Annotated in this window: 1 protein-coding gene; it reads left to right on the forward strand. The window is 76.3% G+C overall.

Annotated features, from left to right (window positions below; all coding sequences use genetic code 11):
• Nucleotides 1–68 precede the first annotated feature (68 nt).
• A complete protein-coding gene (locus ACIF6L_RS24860; protein WP_396491771.1) occupies nt 69–15038 on the forward strand; it encodes a type I polyketide synthase in 14970 nt (4989 codons plus the stop codon).
• Nucleotides 15039–15050: the final 12 nt, after the last annotated feature.

Here is a 15050-nt window from a genome sequence, read left to right on the forward strand (position 1 = left end):
CCCGCACACACCGTGCGGGGCAGCCCGCCCCTGACTCTGCCGAAAAACACCATTGCTGGGAGATGACCGTGTCCGACGAGGACAAGCTCCGTAGTTACCTGAAGCGGGCCATCGCAGACGCCCAGGACGCCCGCGCCCGACTGCGCGAGGTGCAGGAGCAGACGGCGGAGCCGGTGGCGATCGTCGGAATGGCATGCCGCTTCCCGGGGGGTGCGGACACCCCCGAGGAGTTCTGGGAGCTGCTGGCCTCGGGCGGTGACGCGGTGGGCGCCTTCCCGACCGACCGCGGCTGGGACCTGGACGGCGTCTACGACCCGGACGGCGAGCGCGAGGGCACCTCGTACGTGGCGCAGGGGGCGTTCCTGCGGAACGCGACCCGGTTCGACGCCGGGTTCTTCGGCATCTCACCGCGCGAGGCCATGGCGATGGACCCGCAGCAGCGGCTCCTGCTGGAGACCTCGTGGGAGGCGCTGGAGCGGGCGGGCATCGACCCGGCGACCCTGCGGGAGAGCGCGACCGGGGTGTTCGCGGGCGGCTTCGCGTCCAACTACGGGATCGGGGTCTCCTGGTCCGCCGAGGCCGGGTCCGGCGTCGAGGGCCACCTGATGACCGGCAACGCGACCAGCGTGCTGTCCGGCCGGGTCTCCTACGCACTGGGCCTGGAGGGCCCGGCGGTGACCATCGACACCGCCTGCTCGTCCTCGCTGGTCGCACTGCACCTGGCGGCCCAGGCGCTGCGCTCGGGCGAGTGCACGCTGGCCCTGGCGGGCGGTGTCACCGTCCTGGTGTCGCCGGGGACCTTCGTGGAGTTCTCGCGGCAGCAGGGGCTGTCGGCGGACGGCCGGTGCCGGGCGTTCTCCGAGGACGCGGACGGCACGGGCTGGGCCGAGGGCGTGGGCATGCTCGTCGTGGAGCGGCTGTCGGACGCGCGCCGCAACGGGCACAAGGTGCTCGCGGTGCTGCGCGGCTCGGCGGTGAACCAGGACGGCGCGTCGAACGGTCTGACGGCGCCGAACGGGCCTTCGCAACGGCGGGTGATCCGGTCCGCGCTGGCGAACGCGCGGCTGTCGGCCGCGGACGTGGACGTGGTGGAGGCGCACGGGACGGGGACCACGCTGGGTGACCCGATCGAGGCGCAGGCGCTGCTGGCCACCTACGGCCGGGAGCGGCCGGAGGGCCGGCCGTTGTGGCTGGGCTCGGTGAAGTCCAACATCGGGCACACCCAGGCGGCCGCCGGGGTGGCGGGCGTGATCAAGATGGTGCTGGCGATGCAGCACGAGGAGCTGCCGAAGACCCTGCACGCCGAGGTGCCGTCCTCGCACGTGGACTGGACGGCCGGTGAGATCGAGCTGCTGACGGCGCCGGTGCCGTGGCCCGCCGGGGAGCGGCCGCGCCGGGCGGCGGTCTCCTCGTTCGGGATCAGCGGCACCAACGCGCACGTCATCGTGGAGGAGGCGCCGGCTCCCGAGACGGCCCGGGCCGAGGCCGTGGCACCGGTGCTGGCGGGTGCCGGTGCGTGGCTGGTGTCGGGCCGGACGGCCGAGAGTCTGACGGCGCAGGCAGGCCGGCTGCGCGCCTGGACGGTGGCGCGTCCGGAGCTGGCGCCGGTGGACGTGGCGTGGTCGCTGGCGGCGACGCGTTCGGCGTTCGAGCACCGGGCCGTGGTGGTGGGCACCGAGCGGGCCGAACTGGTCGGTGGCATCGAGAGCCTGGCTGCCGGGGTCTCCTCGGCCGCGGTGGTGTCGGGCGTGGCGCGGCCGGGTGCCCGGGTGGGTCTGGTCTTCGCCGGGCAGGGTTCGCAGTGGGTCGGCATGGGTCGGGGTCTGTACACGGCGAGCACGGTCTTCGCCGAGGTCTTCGACCGGGTGTGCGGGCTGCTGGAGCTGGAGTTGGGCGTCTCGGTCCGGGACGTCGTGCTCGGCGCCGAAGGTGTGGACGAGGCGCTGGCGCAGCAGACGCTGTACGCGCAGGCCGGGCTGTTCGCCTTCGAGGTCGCTGTCGCGGCGGTGCTGGAGGCCGCGGGTGTGACGCCGGACGCGGTGGTCGGTCACTCGGTGGGCGAGGTCGCGGCCGCGTATGTGGCCGGAGTGCTGTCGCTGTCCGAGGCCTCGCGGCTGGTGGCGGCGCGGGCTCGGTTGATGCAGGCGCTGCCGGCGGGCGGGGCGATGGCTGCGGTGAACGCGCCGGAGGCGGAGGTGCTGGCCGAGCTGGTGCCCGGGGTGGTGATCGCCTCGGTGAACGGCCCGGAGTCGGTGGTGGTCTCCGGCTCGGTCGAGGCCGTCGATGAGGTGGTGGAGCTGTGGCGGGAGCGGGGTCGCCGGGTGCGGCGGCTGCGGGTCTCGCACGCCTTCCACTCCCCGGCGATGGACCCGGTGCTGGAGGAACTCACAGCCGTGGCCGATGGGTTGGAGTACCACCGGCCGGCTGTGCTGTGGGCGGGCGCGCTCACCGGTGAGCTGGTCACCGAGCCCGGGGCGGGCTACTGGCCGGCGCAGACCCGCCAGGCGGTGCGCTTCGCGGACGCGGTGGCGACGCTGGCCCGCCAGGGTGTCTCGGTGTTCGTCGAGGTCGGCCCCGACGGGTCGCTCTCCTCACTCGGCCCGGACGCGGTGGCGGGGATCGACGGGGACGAGCCCGTGTTCGTCCCCCTCCAGCGGCGCGACGCGGAGGGCGTCGCGAGTTTCGTCACGGGTCTCGCCCGTGCCTTCGTGCACGGCGTGCCGGTGAACTGGAGTTCGGTTCTGCCGGCCGGTAAGCCTGTCGAGCTGCCCACCTATGCCTTCCGTCGGCAGCGCTTCTGGCCGGAGGGCGTGGTGCCGCTCACGCCGCCGGCGGCGGGCGGCGGCGACGGTGCGGGCACGGCGGGGGAGGCGCGGTTCTGGGCGGCCGTCGAGGACGGGGACCTGGCGAGCATCGCCGACACGCTGGCCATCGAGGACCAGCGGCAGCTCGCCGAGGTACTGCCGGCGCTGGCGTCCTGGCGGCGCCGCGAGCTGGACCGCCTGGTGACCACGGACTGGCGCTACCGGACGGCCTGGGCGGCCGTGGCGGAGCCCGACGCGCGGGTGCTGTCGGGGACGTGGCTGGTGGTGGTGCCGGCCGGCGCGGGCGAGCAGCCGTGCGCGGCCGCGCTGGCCGCCCGTGGTGCGGAGGTCGTCGTGGTCGAGGTCCCGGCCGGTGCCGTGGACCGGGCCGAGGTGGCCGCGCTGCTGGCCGCGGCGGTCGAGCCTTCCGCCGTCTCCGGTGTGCTGTCACTGCTGGCCCTGGACGAGACGCGCGTGCCGGACCACCCGGGGGTGACCGCCGGGCTGGCGGCCACCCTGGCGCTCGTCCAGGCGCTGGGCGACGCCGGGATCGGCGCGCCGCTCTGGCCGGCGACGCGCGGCGCCGTGGCCGCCGGTCCGGGCGAGGCGCTGGCGCACCCCGTGCAGGCGCAGGTCTGGGGGCTCGGCCGGGTCGTCGGTCTGGAACACCCCGAGCGCTGGGGCGGGTTGATCGACCTACCCGAGGTGCTGGACGACCGGGCCGGTGCCCGGCTGGTCGCGGTGCTGGCCGGTGCCGGGGAGAACGAGGTCGCGATCCGGGCCGACGGGATCCTCGGCCGCCGGCTCAAGCGGGCCGGGCAGACTCGCGACCGGGACCGCTGGTCGCCGCGCGGCAGCGTGCTGATCACCGGCGGTACCGGCGCCATCGCCGGGCACGTGTCGCGGTGGCTGGCCGAGCGCGGAGCCGAGCGGCTGGTGCTGACCAGCCGCTCCGGCCCCGCGGCCGCCGGGGTCGCGGCCACGGCCGCCGAACTGGCCGCCCGGGGTACGGGAGTGGACGTCGTGGCGTGCGACGTCGGCGACCGGTCGGCGCTGACCGGGCTGCTGGCCCGGATCGGGGAGACCGGTCCGGCGCTGTCCTCGGTGCTGCACACCGCCGCGGTGCTGGACGACGGCGTGGTCGACCGCCTCTCGGCGGCGCGCCTGGCGTCCGTGCTCGGGGTGAAGGCCGAAGGCGCGCTGCTGCTCGACGAGTTGACCGCCGACCTCGATCTCGACGCCTTCGTGCTGTTCTCCTCGGCCGCGTCCACGCTGGGCGCCGCCGGGCAGGGCAACTACGCGGCGGCCAACGCCTACCTGGACGCCCTCGCCGAGAACCGCCGCGGCCGCGGCCTGCCGGGCCTGTCGGTCGCGTGGGGCGCCTGGGGCGGCGGCGGGTTCGCCGAGTCCAGCGCGGCGGCCCGGGCGCGGGTCGAGCGCGGCCCGATGCCGCCGCTGGACCCGCAGCTCGCCGCCCGCGCCCTGGGCGGGGCACTGGAGGGGCCGGACGCCGTCGTCACCGTGATGGACGTCGACTGGGCCCAGCTGGCGTCCGCGCAGGGCACGGCGGACCTGCGGGAGGCACCGCTCTTCCGCGAGCTGCCGGAGGTCCGCCGGCTGACCGCCCGGGGCGCCGGGAACGGGGACGGCACCCGGACCGAGGGTGAACTGCCCCGGCGACTGGCCGGGCTCACCCGGGCCGAGCAGGAGCGGGCGCTCACCGACATCGTCCGGGCCGAGGTGGCCGTCGTGCTCGGGCACGCCTCCGCGGAGGCGGTCGAGGACCGGCGGTCGTTCAAGGACCTCGGCTTCGACTCGCTGACCGCCGTCGAACTGCGCAACCGGCTGGGCGTGGCGACCGGCATCCGGCTGCCCGCCACCCTGGTCTTCGACTACCCCACCCCGCTGCTGCTGGCCGGCTACCTGCGGGGCGAACTGACCGGGGACGCGGCCGGACCGGGGCCGGTCCTCGTGGCGGCCGCGGCCGTGGACGAACCGCTGGCGATCGTGGGCATGGCCTGCCGCTTCCCGGGCGGGGCCGGCAGCCCCGAGGAGTTCTGGGAGCTGCTGGCCTCGGGCGGTGACGCGGTGGGCGCCTTCCCGGCCGACCGCGGCTGGGACCTGGACGGCGTCTACGACCCGGACGGCGAACGCGAGGGCACCTCGTACGTGGCGCAGGGCGCCTTCGTGCGGGACGCCACGGAGTTCGACGCCGGGTTCTTCGGGATCTCGCCGCGCGAGGCGCTGGCCATGGACCCGCAGCAGCGGCTGCTGCTGGAGACCTCCTGGGAGGCGCTGGAGCGGGCGGGCATCGACCCGGCGGCGCTGCACGGCAGTGCGACGGGCGTCTTCGCCGGCGGCTACGCGTCCGGGTACGGCTTCACCCTGGCGGGGGAGGGCGGGGCCGGCGTCGAGGGCCACCTGCTGACCGGGAACGCGACCAGCGTGCTGTCCGGCCGGGTCTCCTACGTGCTGGGCCTGGAGGGCCCGGCGGTGACCATCGACACCGCGTGCTCGTCCTCGCTGGTCGCGCTGCACCTGGCGGCCCAGGCGCTGCGCTCGGGCGAGTGCACGCTGGCGCTGGCCGGTGGTGCCACGGTGATGGCCACGCCCGGCATGTTCATCGACTTCTCGCGGCAGCAGGGGCTGTCGGCCGACGGCCGCTGCCGGGCGTTCTCCGAGGACGCCGACGGGACCGGCTGGGCCGAGGGCGCGGGCATGCTCGTGGTCGAGCGGCTCTCCGACGCCCGGCGCAACGGCCACCCGGTACTCGCGGTGCTGCGCGGCTCCGCCGTGAACCAGGACGGTGCGTCCAACGGTCTGACGGCGCCGAATGGTCCTTCGCAGCAGCGGGTGATCCGGTCCGCGCTGGCGAACGCGCGGCTGTCGGCCGCCGACGTGGACGTGGTGGAGGCGCACGGGACGGGGACCACGCTGGGTGACCCGATCGAGGCGCAGGCGCTGCTGGCCACCTACGGCCGGGAGCGGCCGGAGGGCCGGCCGTTGTGGCTGGGGTCGGTGAAGTCCAACATCGGGCACACCCAGGCGGCCGCCGGTGTGGCGGGCGTGATCAAGATGATCCTCGCCCTGCAGCACGAGGAACTGCCGAAGACCCTGCACGCGGACGAGCCCTCCTCGCACGTGGACTGGTCGATGGGTGAGGTGCGGCTGCTGGCCGAGTCGGTGCCGTGGCCGGTGGGGGAGCGGCCGCGCCGGGCGGCGGTCTCCTCGTTCGGGATGAGCGGGACCAACGCGCACGTCATCGTCGAGGAGGCGCCGGCGGTCGTCGAGGCCGCCGAGGTGGTCGAGGCCGTGGCGCCGGTGGTGTCAGGGGCCGGTGCCTGGCTGGTGTCGGGCCAGTCGGCCGAGGGGCTGACGGCGCAGGCGGAGCGGCTGCACGCGTGGGTGTCGGCGCGGCCGTCGGTGGCGCCGGCGGAGGTGGCGTGGTCGCTGGCGACGACGCGGTCGGCCTTCGAGCGCCGGTCGGTGGTGGTCGGTACCGACCGCGCGGAGCTGGTCGCGGGCCTGCAGAGCCTGGCCGCCGGTGTGCCGTCGGGGTTGGTGGTGTCGGGTGTGGCGCGGCCGGGTGCGCGGGTGGTGTTCGCGTTCGCGGGGCAGGGTTCGCAGTGGGTGGGGATGGGTCGTGAACTGGCGGCGTGCAGCCCGGTGTTCGCGGCGCGGCTCGCGGAGTGCGAGGCGGCGCTGGCGCCTTATGTGGACTGGTCGCTGGCCGATGTCCTCGCGGGTATGCCGGAGTTCACGGCGGCGGATGTCGTTCAGCCGGCGTTGTGGGCGGTGATGGTGTCGCTGGCGGCGGTCTGGGAGGCCGCCGGTGTCGCGCCGGACGCCGTGGTCGGGCACTCGCAGGGCGAGATAGCGGCGGCGACGGTGGCCGGGATGCTGTCGCTGGAGGACGGCGCCCGGGTGGTGGCGCTGCGTTCGAAGTCGTTGAAGGTGCTGGCCGGTCTCGGCGGGATGCTGTCGGTGAGCCGGAGCGCCGCGGTGGTGGAGGAGCGGATCGCCCGGTTCGGTGAGCGGCTGTCGCTCGCGGCGGTCAACGGGCCGTCGGCGGTGGTGGTTTCGGGTGAGCCGGAGGCCCTGGAGGAGTTGAAGGCCGAGTTCGAGGCGGAGGGCGTGCGCGCCCGGATGGTCGCGGTGGACTACGCCTCGCACTCGGCGCAGGTGGACCGCCTCGAAGCGGAGATCACCGAGGTCCTGGCCGGTATCGCGCCGCGCCGGGGCCGGATCCCGATGGTCTCGGCGATGACCGGTGAGACGCTCACCGGCGAGGAGCTGGACCCCGCCTACTGGTACGGCAGCCTGCGCGCGACGGTGCACTTCGACCGCGCGGTGCGCACGCTCGCCGGTCAGGGGCACCAGCTGTTCGTCGAGGTGACTCCGCACCCGGTGCTGCTGGGCGCGATGAACGACACGCTCGAAGAGGTCGCCCAGGAGGCCGGCCCGGGCATCGTGCCCGCCGCCGTCTGCGGCACGCTGCGCCGCGACGAGGGCGGCGTGACCCGGCTGGTCACCTCGCTCGCCGAGGCCTTCGTCAACGGCGCCTCCGTGGAGTGGACTTCCGTCCTCCCCGCCGCCGAGCGGGTCGAGCTGCCGACGTACGCCTTCCAGCACGAGCGGTACTGGCCGCAGGGGATGCTGCCCCTGTCGCCGGTGGGTGCGGGCCGGGACGCGGCGTCGCTGGGCCTGGGCGCGGTGGACCATCCGCTGCTGGGCGCGGCGGTCGAACTGGCCGGCGGCGCGGGCCTGGTCTGCACCGGGCGGCTGTCCGTGCGGACGCACCCGTGGCTGGCCGACCACACGGTGGGCGGGACGGTGCTGCTGCCGGGGACCGGCTTCGTCGAGCTGGTGGTCCGGGCCGGGGACCAGGTGGGCTGCGGCCTGCTGGAGGAACTGACGCTCCAGGCGCCGCTGGTCCTGCCCGCCGACGGCGGCGGGGTCCAGGTCCAGGTGGTGCTGGCCGAGGCGGACTCCGAGGGCCACCGCGCGGTCGAGGTGTTCTCCCGCCCCGACGTGTCCGACCCGCAGCAGGACTGGACGCGGCACGCGAGCGGCGCGGTGGCCCCGGCCCCGGCGGAGCGGCCGGCCCCCGGGGAGCTGTCGGTCTGGCCGCCGGAGGGCGCGACCGCGCTCGACGTCGGCGAGGTGTACGCCGTCCGGCTGGCGGAGGTGTACGGTCCGGCGTTCCACGGGCTTCGGGCCGCCTGGCGGCGCGGCGAGGACGTCTTCGCCGAGGTGGCGCTGCCGGAGCCGGTGGCGCGCGAGGCGGGTGCGTTCGGTCTGCACCCGGCGCTGCTCGACGCGGCCCTGCACGCCGCGCTGCTGGAGGGCACGGCCCCGGCGGACGCGGACGGCGGGCCTGGCGAGGTCCGGATGCCGTTCGCCTGGACGGGCGTCGAGCTGCACGCGAGCGGGGCGACCGTCCTGCGGGTGCGGCTGCGGCGGGACGCCCGGGGCGCGCTGGCGCTGACGGCCGTGGACCCGGCCGGCTCCCCGGTGGTGTCGGTGGAGTCGCTGGTCAGCCGGCCGGTGTCGGCCGCGCAGCTGCGGGCCGCCGACAGCGGGGTGTCGGACGCGCTGTTCGTGGAGGAGTGGGCCCCGGTGGCCGAGGTCCCGGTGGCCGAGGTGCCGACCGGGGACTGGGCGCTGATCGGCGCCGACCGGTTCGGTCTGGTCGAGGCGCTGGCCGCGGCCGGTGTGCCGGTCCGGTCCTTCACCGGTCCGGCCGAGGCGGCCGAGGCCGAGCCGCAGGTCGTGCTGGTCTGTGCGGGGGCCGAGGAGGCCGAGGACGGCGACGTGGCCGGGGCCGCCCGCCGCCGCACCGCCGACGCGCTGGCGCTGGCCCAGGAGTGGCTGGCCGAGGAGCGCCTGGAGAACGCCCGGCTGGTGGTCGTCACCCGGGGCGGCGTGGCCGCCGGGGAGGGTGAGGCCGTGGCCGACCTGGCCGCCGCCGCCGTCCGGGGTCTGCTGCGCTCGGCGCAGTCGGAGAACCCCGGCCGGCTGGTCCTGGTGGACCTGCCCGCCACCGGTACGGCCGAGCGGATCGCCGTTCTCCCGGGCGTCCTCGCCACCGGCGAACCGGAGCTGGCCCTCCGTGACACGGCCGTGCTGGGCCGGCGGCTGGGCCGTCCGTCCGGCGCTGGAGCAGCGGTTGAACGCCTCGCGGGCCGCGCGGCCGACGGCCCGCGGACGCTGCTGGTGACCGGTGGGACGGGCACCCTGGGCGGCCTGGTGGCCCGGCACCTGGTGGTGACCGGGCAGGTCAACGGCGTCGTGCTGACCAGCCGTTCGGGCCCCGCCGCCGCCGGGGCGGCCGCGCTGGCGGCCGAGCTGGCGCAGCTGGGCGCCCCGGTCCGGATCGTGGCGTGCGACGTGGCGGACCGGGACGCGCTGGCCGCGCTGCTGGCCACGATCCCGGCCGGCCGCCCGCTGGGCTCCGTCTTCCACGCCGCCGGGATCATCGACGACGGCGTGATCGGCACCCTCACCGCCGACCGGCTGGCGGCGGTCATGCGGCCGAAGGTCGATGCCGCCTGGCACCTGCACGAACTCACCCGGGACCTGGACCTGGCGCACTTCGTCCTGTTCTCCTCGGCCGCCGCCGTCTTCGGCGCACCCGGGCAGGGCAACTACGTCGCCGCCAACTCCTTCCTGGACGCGCTGGCCGGGTACCGCCGGGCCGCCGGCCTGGCGGGCCTGTCGCTGGCCTGGGGCCCCTGGGTGCACGAGGCGGGCATCGGCCGGGAGCTGGGCGAGCGGCTGCTGACCCGGATCAGCCGGTCCGGGGTCGCGGCGCTGGGCGCGGACGAGGGCCTGGCCGTGCTGGACGAGGCGCTCACCCGCGGCGAGGCGGTCCTGGTGCCGGCCCGGCTGGACCTGGCGGACCTGCGGGCGCGGGCCGCCCGCAGCGGGGACGTCCCGCCGCTGTGGCGGGCGCTGGCCGGTGGCCGGGTCCGGCGGGCCGCCGCCGCGGCCGGCACCGGGGCCGAGGCCGGCGAGGCGCTGCGGCACCGGCTGGCCGGGCTCTCCGGCCAGGACCGTGACCGGGCGCTGCTGGACCTGGTCCGGGCGCACGTGGCCGCGGTGCTCGGGCACGCCTCCGCCGAGGCGGTCGAGCCCACCCGGGCCTTCACCGACCTGGGCTTCGACTCGCTGACCGCGGTGGAGCTCCGGAACCGGCTGCGGACCGAGACCGGGCTGCGGCTGCCGGCCACGCTGGTCTTCGACCACCCCACCCCCGTCGCGCTGGCCGCGCTGCTGCGCGGCGAGCTCGCGGGCGGCCTGCCCGCCGCGGCCCCGGCGGTCCGGCCGTCCGCCGCGGTGGCGGACGAGCCGATCGCGATCGTCGGCATGGCCTGCCGGTTCCCCGGCGGCGCCGCCGGCCCGGAGGAGCTGTGGGAGCTGCTGGCCTCGGGCCGGGACGCGATCGGCCCGTTCCCGCAGGACCGCGGCTGGGACCTCGACGCCCTGTACGACCCGGACACCGAGCACGCCGGGACGTCCTACACCCGCGAGGGCGGCTTCGTCCGGGACGTCAGCGGCTTCGACCCGGCGTTCTTCGGGATCTCGCCGCGCGAGGCGCTGGCGATGGACCCGCAGCAGCGGCTGCTCCTCGAAGTGTCCTGGGAGGCCTTCGAGCGGGCCGGGATCGACCCGGCCGCCCTGCGCGGCAGCCTGACCGGCGCCTTCGTCGGCGGCTACGGGTCGGGGTACGCCGGGATGAGCCTCGAAGGCGAGTCCGAGTTCGAGGGCATCGACGGCCATGTGATGACCGGGAACGCGACCAGCGTGCTCTCGGGCCGGCTGTCCTACACCTTCGGCCTGGAGGGGCCCGCCGTCACGATGGACACGGCGTGCTCCTCGTCGCTGGTGGCGCTGCACCTGGCCTGCCAGTCGGTCCGGGCGGGGGAGTGCTCGCTCGCGCTCGCGGGCGGCATCACCGTCATGGCGGCCCCGGACGGCTTCATCGCCTTCTCCCAGGCGCGCGGGCTGGCCGTGGACGGCCGGTCCAAGGCGTTCGCCGCGTCCGCCGACGGGATGGGCATGGCCGAGGGCGTCGGCATGCTCGTGGTGGAGCGGCTGTCCGACGCGCGCCGCAACGGGCACCCGGTGCTCGCGGTGGTGCGCGGTTCGGCGATCAACCAGGACGGCGCGTCCAACGGCCTCACCGCCCCCAACGGGCCTTCGCAGCAGCGGGTGATCCGGGCCGCGCTGGCCAGTGGCGGGCTGACGGCCGCCGACGTGGACGCGGTCGAGTCGCACGGCACGGGCACCAAGCTCGGCGACCCGATCGAGGCCCAGGCGCTGCTGGCGACCTACGGGCAGGACCGCCCCGAGGACCGTCCGGTCTGGCTGGGGTCGGTGAAGTCCAACCTCGGGCACACCCAGGCGGCCGCCGGGGTGGCCGGGGTGATGAAGATGCTGCTGGCGCTCCAGCACGAGGAACTGCCGCGGACGCTGCACGTGGACGAGCCGTCCCCGCACATCGACTGGTCGGCCGGGCACGTGCGGCTGCTCACCGAGCCGGTGCCGTGGCGGGCGAACGGGCGGCCGCGCCGGGCGGGCGTCTCCTCGTTCGGGATCAGCGGCACCAACGCGCACATCATCCTGGAGGAGGCACCGGCGGCCGGGGCGGCCGACGCCGTCGAGCCCGCGGCGCCGGCGCCGTCCGGGGCCGGCGCGTGGGTGCTGTCGGGCCGCTCGCCCAAGGCGCTGGCGGGCCAGGCGGGCCGGCTGCGCGAGTGGGTGGCCGCCCGGCCCGGGGCGGAGCCGGCCGATCTGGCCTGGTCGCTGGTCGCGACCCGGTCGCTGTTCGAGCACCGGGCCGTGGTCGTGGGCGGGGACGGCGCGGAGCTGGCGGCCGGGCTGGAGAGCCTGGCGGCGGGCGTGTCCGCGGGGTCGGTGGTGTCGGGGGTGGCCCGGGCCGACGCGCGGCCGGTGTTCGCCTTCCCCGGCCAGGGCTCGCAGTGGGTCGGGATGGGCCGTGAACTGGCCGCGGTGAACCCGGTGTTCGCGGCGCGGCTGGCGGAGTGCGAGGCGGCGCTGGCGCCTTATGTGGACTGGTCGCTGGGTGAGGTCCTGGCGGGCGCCGAGGGCGCGCCGGAGCTGAAGGCGGCGGATGTCGTCCAGCCCGCGCTGTGGGCCGTGATGGTGTCACTGGCGGCGGTCTGGGAGGCCGCCGGGGTGGTGCCCGAGGCGGTGGTCGGTCACTCGCAGGGCGAGATAGCGGCGGCGACGGTGGCGGGGATGCTGTCGCTGGAGGACGGCGCCCGGGTGGTGGCGCTGCGTTCGAAGTCGTTGAAGGTGCTGGCCGGTCTCGGCGGGATGCTGTCGGTGAGCCGGAGCGCCGCGGTGGTGGAGGAGCGGATCGCCCGGTTCGGTGAGCGGCTGTCGCTGGCGGCGGTCAACGGCCCTTCGGCGGTGGTGGTTTCGGGTGAGCCGGAGGCGCTGGAGGAGTTGAAGGCGGAGCTCGAGGCCGAGGGAGTCCGGGCCCGGATGGTCGCGGTGGACTACGCCTCGCACAGTGCGCAGGTCGAGCGGCTGGAAGCGGAGATCACGTCCGTGCTGGCCGCGGTGGAACCGCGCCCGGGCCGGATCCCGATGGTGTCCGCGATGACCGGTGAGACGCTGACCGGTGAGGAGTTGGACGCCGCCTACTGGTACGGCAGCCTGCGGGCGACGGTGCACTTCGACCGGGCGGTGCGCACGCTCGCGGGTCAGGGGCACCGGGTGTTCGTCGAGGTCTCCCCGCACCCGGTGCTGCTCGGCGCGATGACGGAGTCGCTGGAGGAGGTCGCGCAGCAGGCGGGCGCGGCCGCCGTGCCCGCCGCCGTCTGCGGCACCCTGCGCCGTGACGACGGCGGTGCGACCCGCCTGGTCACCTCCTTCGCCGAGGCCTTCGTGAACGGCGCGGCCGTCGACTGGACGGCCGTCCTCCCGGCCGGCCGGCGGGTGGACCTGCCGACGTACGCCTTCCGGCACGACCGCTTCTGGCCGAAGGTCCCGTCGGCGCTGCCGGCGGGCGGCCCGGCCACCGGCCGGGACGGGGCGGCCACACCGGCCGAGTCCGCGTTCTGGGCGGCCGTCGAGGGCGGCGACCTGGAGCAGCTCGCGGACACCCTGGCGATCGAGGACGGACGCGAGCGGCTCGGCGAACTGCTGCCCGCGCTGACGACGTGGCGGCGCCACGACCTGGACCGCTCGACCACCGCGAGCTGGCGCTACCGGATGGGCTGGGCGCCGGTCGCCGAGCCCGACCCGGGCGTGCTCACCGGCACCTGGCTCGTCGCGGTGCCCGAGGCGGACGCCGCCGGCGACCTGGCGCAGGGCTGCGCGGTCGCGCTGGGTGTGCGCGGGGCCGAGGTCGTGCCGGTCGAGGTCCCGGCCGGGACGACGGACCGTGCCGTCCTGTCCGCGCTGCTCGCCCGGGCGCTCCGGGAGGCGGGCGCGGAGCCGTCCGGCGTGACCGGCGTGCTGTCGCTGCTGGCGCTGGACGGGACACCGCTGCCGGACCACCCGGTGGTGACCGGCGGGCTGGCCGCCACCCTGACCCTCATCCAGGCGCTCGGCGACGCCGGGATCGAGGCACCGCTCTGGCCGGCCACCCGCGGCGCGGTCGCGGCCACGCCCGGCGAGCTGCCGACCGCTCCGGCGCAGGCACAGGTCTGGGGCCTCGGCCGGGTCGTCGGCCTGGAGCACCCGGACCGCTGGGGCGGTCTGATCGACCTGCCCGAGGTGCTGGACGACCGGGCCGGCGCCCGGCTGGTCGCGGTGCTCGCCGGCTGCGGCGAGGACCAGGTCGCCATCCGCCCGGCCGGGATGCTGGGCCGCCGGATGAGCCGGGCCGCCGGGGTGCGGGCCGGTGAGGACCGCTGGACCCCGCGCGGCAGCGTGCTGATCACCGGCGGCACCGGCGCCATCGCCGGGCACGTGGCCCGCTGGCTGGCCGAAGGGGGCGCGCCGCGCGTCGTGCTGACGGGCCGTTCCGGCCCGGCGGCCGCCGGGGTCGCGGCCACGGTCGCCGAACTGGCGGAGCGCGGCACCGCGGTGGACGTCGTCTCCTGCGACGTGAGCGACCGCGCGGCGCTGGCCGGGCTGGTGGACCGGATCGGGAAGACCGGTCCGGCGCTGTCCTCGGTGCTGCACACCGCCGCCGTCCTGGACGACGGCGTGGTCGACCGCCTCACCCCGGCCCGACTGGAGACGGTGCTGGCCGCCAAGGCTGCGAGCGCCGCCCACCTCGACGAGCTGACCGCCGACCTGGACCTGGACGCCTTCGTGCTGTTCTCCTCCGCGGCCTCGACCCTCGGCTCCGCCGGGCAGGGCAACTACGCGGCCGCCAACGCCCACCTCGACGCCCTGGCCGAGAACCGGCGGGCCCGCGGGCTGACCGGTCTGTCGGTGGCCTGGGGCCAGTGGGGCGGCGGCGGCCTGGCGGAGTCCAAGGAGGCGATCCGGGAGCGGATGAAGAAGCTCCCGATGTCGGCGATGGACCCGCAGCTGGCGGTCCGGGCCCTGGACGAGTCGCTGCGCGGCCCCGACGCCGTGGTGACGGTGATGGACGTGGACTGGGCCCTGCTGGCGCAGACCGCGGTGGACCTGCCGAAGGCCCCGCTGGTGCGGGACCTGCCGGAGGTCCGCCGGATCGCCACCACCGCCGCCGCCCGGCCCGCCGAGGCGGCCGGCGCGGGGGAGGGCGAGCTGGGCCGGCGGCTGGCGGGCCTGGACCGGGCCGAGCAGGAGCGGCTGCTGTCGGACCTCGTACGGGCCGAGGCGGCCGTGGTCCTGGGCCACGCGTCGGCGGACGGCGTCCAGGCCCAGCAGGCCTTCAAGGACCTCGGGTTCGACTCGCTGACCGCGGTGGAGATCCGCAACCGGTTGAACACCGCGACCGGACTGCGGGTGCCCGCTACGTTGATTTTCGACTACCCCACCCCGGTGGCGGTGGCCGCCTGGCTGCGCACCGAACTCGCCCCGGACGAGGCGGACTCGGTGCCGGTGCTCGACGACCTCGACCGGCTCGAATCCAGCCTGTCCGGTCCGGCACCCGACCAGGACACGAGCGAGCGAATCACGAGGCGGCTGCAGAGCATTCTGTCGAAGTGGATCGAGAAGCAGGGCGAAGCGGAATCCGGCAGCGGCGAGGTTGAACTCGAATCGGCGACACCCGACCAGGTGTTTGAGTTTCTCGACAAGGAACTTGGTCTGTCCAACTAGTTACTTCGCGCT

Origin of the sequence: Kitasatospora sp. NPDC086009 (assembly GCF_044540385.1) — a bacterium.
Classification (GTDB): Bacteria; Actinomycetota; Actinomycetes; order Streptomycetales; family Streptomycetaceae; genus Kitasatospora.